Source organism: Sinomonas terrae, assembly GCF_022539255.1.
Classification (GTDB): Bacteria; Actinomycetota; Actinomycetes; order Actinomycetales; family Micrococcaceae; genus Sinomonas; species Sinomonas terrae.
This window is the reverse complement of sequence record NZ_JAKZBV010000001.1, coordinates 4,298,831-4,311,667: the sequence shown is the minus strand read 5'-3', so window position 1 is coordinate 4,311,667 and position 12,837 is coordinate 4,298,831. Positions and strand designations below refer to the sequence as shown.

Genomic DNA, 12,837 nt, shown 5'->3' with positions numbered 1-12,837 from the left:
CCCTCTCTCCAGAGACCCCTCCCAGGGGCCTCTCTCCAGAGACCCCTCCCCAGGGACCTGTCCCTAGAGAACCGCGCAGAGGCAGCGCAGCCCGCCGCACAAGCCCGACCCCAGGACCACAACGCATGATCCCGTCGCCCGACCGCGCCCACCGAGCCGTGACGTGGGGCCTCGTCTCCTTCCTCGTCGTGGTGGTTGCGGCGATCGTCGGCGCGGTCGTCGGGCCGGCCTTCCCCGCCCCGCTCCTCCCTCGCCCGACGCCTTCGGTGAGCACCCCTCCGTGGCTGGCGCCGCCGTCGTCGGACGCGCCGCTCGCAGGGGCGACGCCGCTCACAGGTACCGCTCCGGAACCTGTGCCCGCGTCGGTTGGGAAGCAGCTCGACAGCCTTCTCGTCTCGGACGGGGGAAGCTTCAGCGGCGAGGTGGCCGACGGGCTGACCGGGCAGACGCTCTACAGCCGGGCTGGCAACGAGCCCGTGGCCCCGGCGTCGAACCTCAAGCTCCTGACCGCGGCGGCAGTCCTCACAACTCTCGGTCCGGACGCCGTCCTCCAGACGCGCGTGGAACGGGGCAGCACACCGGGGAGCGTCGTGCTCGTAGCTGGCGGCGACGTCTTCCTCGGCGCCGGCGAATCCCAGCCGGGACAGGTCGTGGGGCATGCAGGCCTTGCCACGCTCGCGCGCGAGACCGCCGCCGCCCTCGGGCCCGTGCACGGGCAGCTCTCGGTCCAGCTCGATACGTCCCTCTTCACCGGCGCCCCGATCAATCCGGCGTGGGATCCCGAGGACGTCGAGGCCGGCCAGATTGCGCCCATCGCCCCGATCGCCCTCAACATCGCCCGCACGCAGCCCGGCGATTCGGGCCCCCGCCCCGCAGATCCGGCGATGGCCGCGGGGACCGCCTTCCGCGACGCGCTCGCCGCAGCGCTCGGGCCAGGGGCGGACGTGGCCGACGGCGTGAGCCTCGCCCCCGCGGCGAAGGGCGCGCAGCAGCTCGCGAGCGTCGCCTCGTCCCCCGTCGCGGACCAGCTCGCCTACACGCTTCAGGAGTCGGACAACTACGCGGCCGAGACGCTCGCTCGCCTCGCGGCAGCGGCCAGCGGCAGGGAGGCGAGCATTGCCGGCGCGCGCGCAGTGCTCGAGGCGACTGCCCAGCACATCCTCGGGACGACGGCGGGGCTCCAGCTGGATGACGCGTCCGGGCTCGCCATTTCGGACCGCATTTCGCCCGCGGACCTCGTCACGCTCATGCGCGCCATGACAACGGGCGACGACGCGCGGCTCCGAAGCGCGCTTGACGGCCTTCCTATCGCGGGCCTCAGCGGGACGCTGGCGAAGCGTTACCCGCCGAGCTCGCCCGGGGCTGGCTTCGTGCGGGCGAAGACGGGGACGCTCAACACGGTCATCGGCCTTACCGGGTACGTCGTCGACTCCGACGGCAGGCTCCTGGTCTTCTCGTTCGTGGGGAACGGGCTCACACCCGGCAGCCCGGCCAACGCGGCCGCCGTTGACGCCGCTGCGTCCGCACTCGCCGGCTGCGGCTGTCGGTAGATACCCGGCGGATACCGCGCCTCGCCACTGCATAGTGTGGTCTGATGGGGTGTATGGATGTCCATGAGACGGCACCGCAGCTCATCAACTGGGACCTCGCGGCCGCCACGGCGGCACGCCTGAGCCCTCCCGGGCCGCAGCTCGAGCCGTGGGAGGCCGCCGACGCCGTCGCGAGCCTCCGCCGGCTCGCGGACGCCGCCGTGCCCCACGTGCACCGCATCACCGGCCTGGCCGCGGCCGAGGACCTTCGCGACTCGCAGGTGCTCGTCGTCGACCGCGGTTCCTGGGCGAAGGCGAACACGCAGGGGTTCCAGGTCATGCTCGGGCCCGTCCTGACGCAGCTCGTCGAGAAGAAGGCGAGTGAGATCACGCCCTCCGCGGCACGCATGGGCGGCGCCATCACGGGGGCCCAGCTCGGCGCGGTCCTCGCGTTCCTCTCGAACAAGGTGCTCGGCCAGTACGAGCCGTACTCCGCGCTCGCCCCGGGCTCGACCGCGCCAGAGGCGGGGCGCCTGCTCCTCGTCGCGCCGAACATCGTCCAGATCGAGCGCGAGCTCAACGTCGACCCCGAGGACTTCCGCCTGTGGGTGTGCCTCCACGAGCAGACGCACCGGGTCCAGTTCGCCTCGGCTCCGTGGCTCCGGAGCCACATCCTCGAGCAGGTAGCCCAGCTCTCCGACAGCCTGATCGGGAACATGGATTCGCTCATGGAGCGTGCCGCGGCCGTGGCCAAGTCGCTCCGCGACCGCCCTTGGGCGGGCGTGAGCCAGCCGGTTCCGAGCCGGGGCGCCATCCTCGACCTGCTCCAGGACCCTTCTGAGAAGGCCGCGATCTCGCATCTGACGGCGATCATGAGCCTCCTCGAGGGGCATGCGAGCGTCGTGATGGACGCGATCGACGCCGGCGTCGTCCCGAGCGTCAAGACCATCCGCCAGAGGTACAACGCGCGCAGCGAGAACCGAGGCGTGCTCGAATCGTTCGTGCGCCGGCTCCTCGGACTCGACGCGAAGATGCGCCAGTACACGGACGGCGCGAAGTTCGTGACCGCGGTCGTGGACCGGATCGGCATGGACGGCTTCAACCGCATCTGGGAACGGCCCGAGAACCTGCCGACCGAGGAGGAGATCCACGCCCCCGAAGCGTGGGTCGCGAGGATGGAGTGAGCTCCCGGGACGCCGCCTCGCCCTCACGGCGCCGCCTCAATCCCGCTGTTGGGCGTGCCCGGAATGCGGTCAAGGATGCGCTGGAGGAGGCCGGTTGGCCGTCCCGCGTCCTCGTGGGCTGCTCGGGCGGCGCCGACTCGCTCGCGCTTGCGGCCGCCGTCGCCCATTTCGCCAGACGGGGCGAGGTGGGCGGGCACCCGCTCGAGGCGGGCGCCGTCGTCGTCGACCACGGACTTCAAGAGGCAACGGCGGAAGTCGCACGGACGACGGCGGGCTTGCTGCTCGAGCTCGGGCTCTCACCCGTGCGGGTGGTCGCCGTGGAGGTGCGCCGCTCCGGCGAGGGGCCGGAGGCCGAGGCCCGCACCGCACGGCTCGCGGCCCTTGAGGCCGAGGCCAACGCGTGGGGCGCGCAGCGTGTGCTGCTCGGGCACACGCTCGACGATCAGGCCGAACAGGTCCTGCTCGGGCTCGCCCGCGGTTCCGGTACTCGCTCGCTAGGAGGGATGCGCCGCGTCCGCGAACTGTACGTGCGGCCCTTTCTCGGACTGCGGCGGGCGGACACGGTCGAGGTGTGCGCGGCCGAGGGCCTCGAACCATGGTTCGATCCGACGAACTCCGATCCGCGGTACATGCGCTCGCGGGTCCGCACTGGCATCATGCCGTTCCTCGAGTCCGAGCTCGGGCCAGGGGTCACCGAGGGGCTGGCTCGGACGGCGGCGATTCTGGGCCGGGACGCCGACTACCTCGATTCCGAAGCCGGGCGCGTGTACGGCTCCCTCGCAGAGCGAGCGGAGCCAGGGACCGTGTTCCTGCCGGGCCGGGAAGTCCGGGCCCTGCCCGCCGCGATCCGCAGCCGCGTCCTCGCGCTCGCCGTCGTCGAGCTGGGGGGCCAGCCGACGTTCGAGCGGCTCGCCGCCGTCGAACGCCTTCTCGACCGACGGGGGTCGGCGGGTCCGATCGAGGTTCCGGGGCACGTGAGCGTCCGCCGGCAGCCGCGGAGGAAGGATGCGGCGCCCGGAACCGAGTATGGGAAGCTAGTCTTTGTATCGCATCCCCGACGCTGAGCTTGGGCCGTGGCCCTTTTTGGCACTGGCCGAGCCGCAGCCGAGACCGAGTCCCAGGAGCCCAGGTGGATTCTCAAGACGTCCAGGCAGACCTCAAGCACGTCCTCTATGGCCGGGAGCAGATCCAGCAGCGGATCTCCGAGCTTGCCGCCCAGATTGACGAGGACTATGCAGGTCGCGACCTGCTGATCGTCGGAGTGCTCAAGGGCGCCGTGATGGTCATGGCCGACCTCGCGCGAGCCCTCCACAGCCACGTCACGATGGACTGGATGGCGGTCTCCTCCTATGGCTCGGGGACGCAGTCTTCGGGAGTGGTCCGGATCCTCAAGGACCTCGACTCGGATCTCATGGGCAAGCACGTGCTCATCGTCGAGGACATCATCGACTCGGGTCTCACGCTCTCGTGGCTCAAGACGAACCTCGAGTCCCGCGGCACCGCGTCGGTCGAGATCTGCACGGCCTTCCGGAAGCCGGCGGCGGCGAAGGTCAACATCGATGTCAAGTACGTGGGCTTCGACATTCCGAACGAGTTCGTCGTCGGCTACGGGCTCGACTACGCCGAGAAGTACCGCAACCTCGACTTCGTGGGCACCCTCGCGCCGCACGTCTACGAGTAGCCGCTGGTGCCCGATCTCGGGCTCGCCGCCGAGCAGTTGGCCTTGGGCGCGCACTCGGGGGAACTTTTGTCCGCCACTGTGCGTGAAGGTCTGCGAACGGTATAGCTTGTTGCGGTACTGCTCAAGGGCAGAAGGCAGCAGGGTCAGGGGACCCCAGCAGTTACTGGCGCCGCGGCACAACAGAAGGGACGGGGCTCGGCCCCGAGTTCATGAACGTCAAAAGCTTCGTCAAGGGTCCGGGGATCTGGATCCTCGTCGTGATCGCCCTCCTCCTCATCGCCTTCGGAACCCTGGCTCCGGGCGGAAGTGCGACGGTCGACACGAATGTGGGCATGCAGCTCATCAAGGACGGCAAGGTCCAGTCCGCGAAGATCAACAACGGCGAAGAACGCGTTGACCTGACGCTGAAGAACGACTATGTCGATCCGAGTGGGTCGGACAAGGGCAAGAACGTCCAGTTCTACTACGTCGATCCCCGTGGCAACGAGGTCGTTCAGGCGATCGACAACGCGAACCTCCCGGGCGGCTTCAACGACGTCCCGACGGGGAACAACTGGTTCGGCTCGATCCTCTCGCTCATCATTCCCGTCCTCCTCCTCGGCGCGCTGTTCTGGTTCCTGCTCTCCCGCATGCAGGGTGGCGGTTCCCAGGTCATGAAGTTCGGCAAGTCCCGGGCGAAGATGATCACGAAGGACATGCCGCAGGTCACCTTCGCCGACGTCGCGGGTGCGGACGAGGCCGTCGAGGAGCTCCAGGAGATCAAGGAGTTCCTCCAGGAGCCGGGCAAGTTCCAAGCCGTGGGCGCGAAGATCCCCAAGGGCGTGCTCCTCTACGGCCCTCCCGGTACCGGCAAGACCCTCCTCGCCCGAGCCGTCGCCGGCGAGGCCGGTGTCCCCTTCTTCTCGATCTCCGGTTCTGACTTCGTCGAGATGTTCGTGGGCGTCGGCGCGTCCCGCGTCCGCGACCTGTTCGAGCAGGCGAAGTCGAACTCGCCGTCGATCGTGTTCGTCGACGAGATCGACGCCGTCGGCCGCCATCGTGGCGCCGGCATCGGCGGCGGCAACGACGAGCGCGAGCAGACCCTGAACCAGCTCCTCGTGGAGATGGACGGCTTCGATCCGAAGACCAACGTCATCCTGATCGCCGCGACGAACCGCCCCGACGTCCTCGACCCCGCCCTCCTGCGGCCGGGCCGCTTCGACCGCCAGGTGCCCGTCGAGGCACCGGATCTCGTGGGCCGCGAGCAGATCCTCGCCGTGCACGCGAAGGGCAAGCCCATGGCGGGCAATGTCGACCTCAAGGCTGTCGCGAAGAAGACCCCGGGCTACACGGGTGCCGACCTCGCCAACGTGCTCAACGAGGCGGCCCTCCTCACTGCCCGCTCGAACGCGCAGCTCATCGATGACCGCGCCCTCGACGAGGCGATCGACCGCGTCATGGCTGGCCCTCAGAAGCGCAGCCGCGTCATGAAGGACCTCGAGCGCAAGATCACCGCCTATCACGAAGGCGGCCACGCCCTCGTGGCGGCAGCGCTGCGCAACTCGGCACCTGTCACCAAGATCACGATCCTTCCGCGCGGCCGTGCCCTCGGCTACACGATGGTCGTCCCCGAGGACGACAAGTACTCGGTCACGCGCAATGAGCTGCTCGACCAGCTCGCGTACGCGATGGGCGGCCGCGTTGCTGAGGAGATCGTCTTCCACGATCCGTCGACCGGTGCGTCCAACGACATCGAGAAGGCCACCTCGACGGCCCGCAAGATGGTCACCCAGTTCGGCATGAGCGAGCGCGTCGGCGCCGTGAAGCTCGGCCAGGGCGGCGGCGAGCCGTTCCTTGGCCGCGACGCAGCCCACGAGCGCAACTACTCCGACCAGGTCGCCTACGTCGTGGACGAGGAGGTGCGCCGCCTCATGGACCAGGCCCACGACGAGGCCTACGCCATCCTCACCGAGAATCGCGACATCCTTGACCGGCTGGCCGGCGCGCTCCTCGAGCACGAGACCCTCAACCAGCGCGAGATCGCGGCCATCTTCAACGACGTGCGAAAGCGGGACTTCCGCGAGGTGTGGCTGTCCAAGGCGTCACGGCCCGTGCAGCACATTCCCCCGGTCGAGACCGAGAACGAGCGCCGGCAGCGCGAGGAGCTCGAGGCCAAGGCCAACCACGATCACGATGCGACCGACGCCGAGATCAAGGCCCAGGAGGAGGCGAACGACGCGCGGCGCAACCAGCCGCTCGACACGCAGCATCCGCACGTGCACACCGGGGGCGAGCAGGAGTTCACCGGCAACACGCAGCCTCCGCAAGAAGGTCAGTCCCGAGGCCCGCGACACGGGGCGTGAGCCGCCCCCGATAGGATCATTCCGTGACCCACATTGACGACGACGACGTTGCCGCCGCCGCCGACTTCGACTCGCGCATGGACCTGCCGAGGATCGAAGCCGCCGTCCGCGAGATTCTGCTCGCTGTAGGAGAGGATCCGGACCGGCACGGGCTGCGGGACACCCCGAAGCGGGTTGCCCGCTCGTTCGCGGAGACGTTCGCGGGGCTTCACCAGACCCCCGAAGACGTCCTGGGCGTGACCTTCGACCTGGATCACGAAGAGCTCGTGCTCGTGAAGGACATCCCGTTCTACTCGACCTGCGAGCACCATCTCGTCCCGTTCCACGGGGTCGCCCACGTCGGGTACATCCCGTCGCATGACGGCCGCGTCACCGGGTTGAGCAAGCTCGCGCGTCTCGTGGACATCTACGCTCGGCGCCCTCAGGTCCAGGAGCGGCTCACTACCGACGTCGCGGAGGCGCTCGTGAAGCACCTCAAGCCCCGCGGCGTGATCGTCGTCGTCGAATGCGAGCACATGTGCATGTCGATGCGGGGCGTCCGCAAGCCCGGAGCGAAGACGGTCACGAGCGCCGTCAGGGGACAACTGCACGACCCGGCGACCCGCGCCGAAGCCATGAGCCTGATCCTCGGAAGGTAACCGCGACTATGGACACCCTCGCCGCCGCGCCCGGGACCGGGCCCAACACGACTCCTCTGCCCGTTCTCCGCAAGCCCCGCCCGCGGGCCACGTTCGAATCTCTCCCGACGGACCGCACCGTCGTCATGGGCATCCTCAACGTCACCCCTGACTCCTTCAGTGATGGCGGCCAGCACGAGTCCGTGGATTCGGCGGTCGCCGCTGGCCTCCGCATGTTCTACGCGGGCGCTGACATCATCGACGTAGGCGGCGAGTCGACCCGCCCGGGTGCTGACGAGGTGCCCGAGGACGAGGAGGAGCGCCGCGTCCTCCCGGTCGTCGAGGCGCTCGTCAAGGCGGGAGCCCTCGTCTCGGTGGACACCCGGCGCGCCACCACCGCCTCCAAGGCCCTCGACGCGGGGGCTCTCATCATCAATGACGTGTCCGGTCTCGAGGTCAGCCAGGACATGATCGACCTCGTGGCCGACCGCGGCGCCTATTACGTGCTCATGCACAACCGCGGCAATTCCCGCATTATGACCACCCTCACGGATTACGACAACGTGGTGGAGGACGTCCTCGCCGAGACCGTCTCCGTCCGTGACAGGCTGCGCGCCGCGGGCGTGGCGGACGAGAAGATCATCCTCGATCCCGGCATCGGATTCGCGAAGAACGGCGAGCAGAACTGGGAGCTCGTGGCCGGCATCGAGCGCTTTGTGCAGCTGGGTCACCGCGTCCTCATGGCGGCGTCCCGCAAGCGCTTCCTGGGCGAGCTGCTCACGACGGCCGGCAAGGCGGCGGATCCTGAACAGCGGGACGCGGCGACGGCGGCTATCACCGCGCTTGCGGCAGCGAAGGGCGTCTGGGGCGTGCGGGTCCACGACGTCGTCCCCAACCTCGACGCAGTCAAAGTCGTCGCCCGGGCTCGGACCTGAGGCAGGGCGTGTGGGCACCCGAGCCGATCTCATCACGCTTCGCGGCGTCACCGCCGTCGGCCATCACGGCGTCCTCGAGTTCGAGCGCCGCGATGGACAGCCCTTCGTGGTCGACGCCGTCCTGCACTCTGATTTCGCGGCGGCGGCCGCGGAGGACGACCTGACCCAGACTGCGAGCTACGCCGAGGTCGCCGAGCGCATCACCCAGATCGTCTCGGGCGAGCCCGTGGACCTCATCGAGACGCTCGCGGTCCGCATTGCGAATGCGATCCTCGCGGAGTTCGGCGCCATCACGGCCGCCGAGGTCACGGTCCACAAGCCCCAGGCGCCGATCGCCGTTCCGTTCGACGATGTCGCCGTCACGGTTTTCCGGGAGCGCTGACGTGAGCGCGGAGACTCCAGCGATCCAGTCGGACTACACGCGCGCCGTCCTCGCGCTCGGGAGCAACCTCGGCGAACGGGCGGAGACGCTGGCCGAGGCTGTCTCGGACCTTGTCGATCGCCCAGAGGTCCGGCTCGTCGACGTCTCGCCGGTCATTCAGACGAAGGCGGTGGGCGGTCCCGAGGGCCAGCCTGACTTCCTCAACATGGTCATGATCGTGCAGACGAGTCTGGGCCCCTACGAGCTGCTCGCGCACTGCCAGTCGGTCGAGGCGAAGCACCTCCGCACGCGCGAGGTCCGCTGGGGGCCGCGCACGCTCGACGTCGACATCATCACTTATGGGAACCTGGTCCAGGACGACCCAGTCCTCACCCTCCCGCACCCGCGCGCGGCCGAGCGCGCGTTCGTGCTGTTCCCGTGGCTCCTGATCGATCCGACAGCCGTGCTCGAGGGGCATCCGATCGTCGAGCTCCTCGAAGACTGCGGGGACGCGGACGCTATAGCGGACTACGACATGCTGCTTGACGAGGGGCTCGCATGAAACCCCTCCGCCTCACCGCCCTGGGTCTCATCGGCATCGTCCTGGGCCTTCTGGGCTTCGCCGCCGCCCACCTCTCGGACCGTGCGGGCGCCTCGACACCGGTCCTCCCGTACAGCGCGCTGGGAAGCATGGCCGTGATCGCGGTCTTCACGCTCGCCCTCGGCATCCGGGTTCTGCGGTGGCGGAACGAGGAGACTCGGAAGACCATGGTCGACCCCATCTTCGCCGCGCGGACGCTCGTGCTCGCGCACGCTTGCGCGTACGCCGGGGCCGTCCTCCTCGGCTGGCACGCAGGGGTCCTCGCCGACCAGATTCCGGTCTGGGCCGCGCGCGCGACGAGCCCCGTCGTTCTGCAGGCTGTCGCGATGATGGGCGGCGGCGTCGTCATGATCGCGATCGGGCTCCTCGTGGAGCGCTTCTGCAAGATCCCACCCGAGGACAACGACGAGGGCGAGTCGGACACGGCGCCCAAGCGGAAGACGGGCGACGCCGAGGGCGGCTATGCGCGGTGCGCTGACCGCGGCAGTTCCGCGGCGGGCGGAGAGGCAAGGTGATGCGTCCGGGCCGCTTGGGCGTCGGCGTCATCGGTGCAGGCAAGGTGGGCGCCGTCCTGGGTGCGGCTCTGCGCGCGGCCGAACACGCCGTCGTCGGCGTCTCCGCTGTCTCCGAGGCGAGCCGCGACCGCGCGGAGGCCCTGCTCCCCGGCGTTCCGGTCCTGGAGGTTCCCGACATCGTGGAGCGGTCGGAGCTCGTGCTCCTCGCCGTCCCGGACGATGCGCTCGCGCCGCTCGTGGAGGGGCTCGCGAAGCTCGGCGCGTGGCAGGCGGGGCAACTCGTCGCCCACACTTCCGGCCGTCATGGGGTCGGCGTGCTCGCACCGGTGCGCGCGGCCGGGGCGATCCCGCTCGCTATCCATCCTGCGATGACGTTCACGGGTATGAGCCTCGATCTCGGGCGGATCCTCGATTGCCGCTTCGGGGTGACGGCGGACCCCGCGATGCTGCCGATCGCCCAGGCGCTCGTCGTCGAGATGGGCGCCGAGCCCGTTGTCATCGCGGAGGGGGACAGGGCCGCTTATCACGCAGCCCTCGCCCACGGCTCGAACCACCTCGTCACCCTCGTCGCGCAGGCCGCGGAGGTGCTGGGGCGCATCGGTGTCGACGAGCCGGACAGGCTGCTCGGCCCCCTCCTGCGTGCGTCGCTCGAGAACGCGCTCGCCGCGGGGGAGTCGGCGCTCACCGGACCCGTGGCTCGGGGGGATATCGGTACCGTCGCCGCACATGCGGAGGCGCTCGTCGAGCTCACGCAGGAGACCGGCGGAGCGAACGACGGCGGCACCGCCGATATCCTTGAGGCCTACCGCGCGATGGCGCTCGCCACGGCCCGTCGCGCGGAGCGCCGCGGCCTCTTCGGCGCTGATGTCCGCGCTCGGTTGGAGGCGGCGCTCAGGCCCGAAGACGAGCCAGACGACGAGAACGCACGAGAGGAACCGTAGATGCCCATCACCGTCGTCCGGACGAAGGCCGAATTGCGGTCCGAGATCGCTCGCCTCGTGACGGAGCACGCGGGCCGGCGGGGCATGGCGGCCTCGCTGGGCCTGGTTCCCACCATGGGCGCCCTCCACAACGGCCACCGTATGCTCGCCGAGGCCGCCGTCGCGGCGAACGACGTCGTCGTTGCTAGCGTTTTCGTCAACCCGCTCCAGTTCGGCGACCCTAAGGACCTCGAGCGCTACCCCCGTACTCTCGATGCGGACGCGGCGCTTCTCGAGTCGATCGGCGTGGACTTGGTATTCGCCCCGTCGGTTGAGGAGATGTACCCGGGCGGCGATCCGCTAGTGCGGGTGACCGCGGGGCCGCTCGCCGAGAAGTGGGAGGGTGCCTCCCGTCCTGGGCATTTTGACGGCGTCCTCACGGTCGTGTCGAAGCTGCTTCACCTCGCCATGCCGGGGCCGGTCGCGGACCGCCCCACGGCCTTCCGGGCTTACTTCGGGCAGAAGGACGCGCAGCAGCTGGCGATCGTGCGGCGGATGGTCAGGGACCTCGACTTCCCGGTCGAGGTGGTCGGGGTGCCGATCGTGCGGGCAGAGGACGGCCTCGCGCTCTCGAGCCGGAACCAGTTTTTGGACGACGAGGACCGGGAGGCCGCCCTCGTGCTCTCGCGGGCATTGCGGCTCATGGATGAGCGCGCCACGGCCCACGAACCGCTCGAGCCGGGCGACGCCGTCGCCCTCATCGAGTCGCAGCCGGGCGTCGAGCTCGACTACTTCGAGGTCGTGGACGCGGACACTCTCGAGCCGCTCGCCTTCAACTGCCGGGAGACGCCGTTCACGGGGGAGGCCCTCGCGATCGTGGCGGCCCGCGTCGGCGACGTGCGCCTCATCGACAACATGCCCCTCAAGGCAAGCTAACCGGCCGCCACCCACCCCACCCCACCCGGCCCACCCCACCCGGCCCACCCCACCCAGCCACCCCTGGCCGTTTCGGGTACGCCAACTCGCGCCTCTGGTTGTTTCGGGTACGCCAACTCGCGCCTCTGGTTGTTTCGGGTACGCCAACTCCCGCCTCTGACCGTTTCGGGTACGCCAACTCCTGCCCCTGACCGTTTCGGGTACGCCAACTCGCGCCCCTCGCGCTCTGGGAGGGGAGTTGGCGTACCCGAGTTGGCGTGGGAGGGGAGTTGGCGTACCCGAGTTGGCGTGGGAGGGGAGTTGGCGTACCCGAAACGGAGGGGCTAGCTGGCGAAGAACTCCGCGAGGCGGTCGACGAGCGCCTTCGCCGGGCGCTCGGGGGCATCGTGGGCGAGCCGCGGGAGCACGCCGAAGTCCGAGGCGGGCAGGACGCCGTCGAGCGCTTCAGCGGCCTCGGCGAAGTACTCGGGGCTGGCGCCGCCCACGAGCAGGAGCGTCTCGAGCGGGAGCTGTTCGAAGGGCTCGGCCTTCGAGTCGGCCGCGACGACGGCACGGATCTCCCGCGGCCCGGTCGGCAGGAGGCTCGTGAGCACCTTTCCCGGCTGGGTGCGGCTGCCGATCCGGTTGAGGACGGTGAGGATCGGCAGGGGGAGCTTCGCGACGGGGCCCGCGGTCTGGAGCCCGCGCAGGAGGACCGCGAGGGCCTTCTCCTCGTCGCCGTTGCCGAGCGCGGACTCGTAGTCGTCGAGCCAATCCGCGTTGAAGTTTCCGTTGAAGGAGATGATCGGGTCGTAGACGGCGAGCTGTGTGATGTCGAGCGTGCGCCCTGCGTTGAGCGCGATGCACCCGCCGTAGTTGTGCCCGAATACCGCTTGGGACCCAGTGTGGGCGAGGACAGCACCGAGATCGGAAATTTCGACGGCGAGTGAGTAGTCGTCCGGCTGGGGCGACGACGCCCCGCGGCCCCGGCGGTTGTAGACGTGGACCGGCGCCTCGAGCGCCTCGGCCAACCGCTGCGCGAGTTCCCGGTAAAGCTCCGCCGTCACCATCGAGCCATGGACGACGACGACCCCGCCTTCCGCCCGAGGCTCGCCCGTCGAGGCGGTGAACAGCTCGAGGACGGCTCCATCTGATGTCGGGACGGTGGAAGCGACGAACTGGGAGGCTGCCATACGATGAGCTTAGCCCACAGGCTGCTGGCCTAGAATTGAACACT

At 69.6% G+C, this 12,837-nt stretch carries 13 protein-coding genes; 12 read left to right on the top strand and 1 reads right to left on the bottom strand.

What is annotated here, in order from left to right:
* The first annotated feature begins 125 nt into the window (after positions 1–125).
* From dacB to panC, 12 genes are all read left to right on the top strand, one after another.
* Positions 126–1,550 (top strand): D-alanyl-D-alanine carboxypeptidase/D-alanyl-D-alanine endopeptidase, encoded by a 1,425-nt coding sequence (dacB, locus tag L0M17_RS20005; RefSeq protein ID WP_241056116.1) that lies wholly within the window; start codon positions 126–128, stop codon positions 1,548–1,550.
* 53 nt (positions 1,551–1,603) lie between these two features.
* Positions 1,604–2,713, top strand: a complete 1,110-nt coding sequence (locus tag L0M17_RS20000; RefSeq protein WP_241056115.1) for an Rv3626c family coenzyme F420 biosynthesis-associated protein — start codon at positions 1,604–1,606, stop codon at positions 2,711–2,713.
* Entirely contained in the window at positions 2,710–3,777 is a 1,068-nt protein-coding gene (tilS, locus tag L0M17_RS19995; protein WP_241056114.1) for a tRNA lysidine(34) synthetase TilS, read from the top strand. Before L0M17_RS20000 ends, tilS begins: the two co-directional genes overlap by 4 nt.
* A 65-nt stretch (positions 3,778–3,842) precedes the next feature.
* Complete coding sequence (gene hpt / locus L0M17_RS19990; protein WP_241056113.1) at positions 3,843–4,394, top strand: hypoxanthine phosphoribosyltransferase; 552 nt, start codon at positions 3,843–3,845, stop codon at positions 4,392–4,394.
* A 209-nt stretch (positions 4,395–4,603) separates the two neighbouring features.
* A complete protein-coding gene (gene ftsH, locus L0M17_RS19985; RefSeq protein ID WP_241056112.1) occupies positions 4,604–6,736 on the top strand; it encodes an ATP-dependent zinc metalloprotease FtsH in 2,133 nt (710 codons plus the stop codon).
* Between the two features lie 23 nt (positions 6,737–6,759).
* A complete protein-coding gene (gene folE / locus L0M17_RS19980; RefSeq protein WP_043123769.1) occupies positions 6,760–7,374 on the top strand; it encodes a GTP cyclohydrolase I FolE in 615 nt (204 codons plus the stop codon).
* 8 nt (positions 7,375–7,382) lie between these two features.
* Positions 7,383–8,288 carry a dihydropteroate synthase gene (folP, locus tag L0M17_RS19975; RefSeq protein ID WP_241056111.1) on the top strand — a complete coding sequence of 302 codons (906 nt, stop codon included), beginning with the start codon at positions 7,383–7,385 and terminating at the stop codon, positions 8,286–8,288.
* Positions 8,289–8,298: 10 nt separating this feature from the next.
* Positions 8,299–8,670: a dihydroneopterin aldolase gene (gene folB, locus L0M17_RS19970; protein WP_241056110.1), complete on the top strand. Its 372-nt coding sequence runs from the start codon at positions 8,299–8,301 to the stop codon at positions 8,668–8,670.
* Between the two features lie 22 nt (positions 8,671–8,692).
* Positions 8,693–9,211: a 2-amino-4-hydroxy-6-hydroxymethyldihydropteridine diphosphokinase gene (folK, locus tag L0M17_RS19965; protein ID WP_241056521.1), complete on the top strand. Its 519-nt coding sequence runs from the start codon at positions 8,693–8,695 to the stop codon at positions 9,209–9,211.
* Complete coding sequence (locus L0M17_RS19960; protein WP_241056109.1) at positions 9,208–9,765, top strand: DUF3180 domain-containing protein; 558 nt, start codon at positions 9,208–9,210, stop codon at positions 9,763–9,765. The genes folK and L0M17_RS19960 overlap by 4 nt, the downstream gene beginning before the upstream one ends.
* Positions 9,762–10,706, top strand: coding sequence for a Rossmann-like and DUF2520 domain-containing protein (locus tag L0M17_RS19955; protein ID WP_241056108.1), 945 nt, complete (start codon positions 9,762–9,764; stop codon positions 10,704–10,706). The genes L0M17_RS19960 and L0M17_RS19955 overlap by 4 nt, the downstream gene beginning before the upstream one ends.
* Complete coding sequence (panC, locus tag L0M17_RS19950) at positions 10,707–11,621, top strand: pantoate--beta-alanine ligase (RefSeq protein WP_241056107.1); 915 nt, start codon at positions 10,707–10,709, stop codon at positions 11,619–11,621. It abuts the gene before it with no gap.
* Positions 11,622–11,944: 323 nt separating this feature from the next.
* Here the strand turns inward: panC and L0M17_RS19945 are convergent, their stop codons facing one another.
* A complete protein-coding gene (locus tag L0M17_RS19945) occupies positions 11,945–12,793 on the bottom strand; it encodes an alpha/beta fold hydrolase (RefSeq protein ID WP_241056106.1) in 849 nt (282 codons plus the stop codon).
* Positions 12,794–12,837 lie beyond the last annotated feature (44 nt).

Bases quoted from the DNA above. Each gene is read 5' to 3' on its own strand.
- dacB (WP_241056116.1), top strand. From the start codon at position 126: ATGATCCCGTCGCCCGACCGCGCCCACCGAGCCGTGACGTGGGGCCTC.
- L0M17_RS20000 (WP_241056115.1), top strand. From the start codon at position 1,604: ATGGATGTCCATGAGACGGCACCGCAGCTCATCAACTGGGACCTCGCG.
- ftsH (WP_241056112.1), top strand. From the start codon at position 4,604: ATGAACGTCAAAAGCTTCGTCAAGGGTCCGGGGATCTGGATCCTCGTC.
- folP (WP_241056111.1), top strand. From the start codon at position 7,383: ATGGACACCCTCGCCGCCGCGCCCGGGACCGGGCCCAACACGACTCCT.
- L0M17_RS19960 (WP_241056109.1), top strand. From the start codon at position 9,208: ATGAAACCCCTCCGCCTCACCGCCCTGGGTCTCATCGGCATCGTCCTG.
- panC (WP_241056107.1), top strand. From the start codon at position 10,707: ATGCCCATCACCGTCGTCCGGACGAAGGCCGAATTGCGGTCCGAGATC.
- L0M17_RS19945 (WP_241056106.1), bottom strand. From the start codon at position 12,793: ATGGCAGCCTCCCAGTTCGTCGCTTCCACCGTCCCGACATCAGATGGA.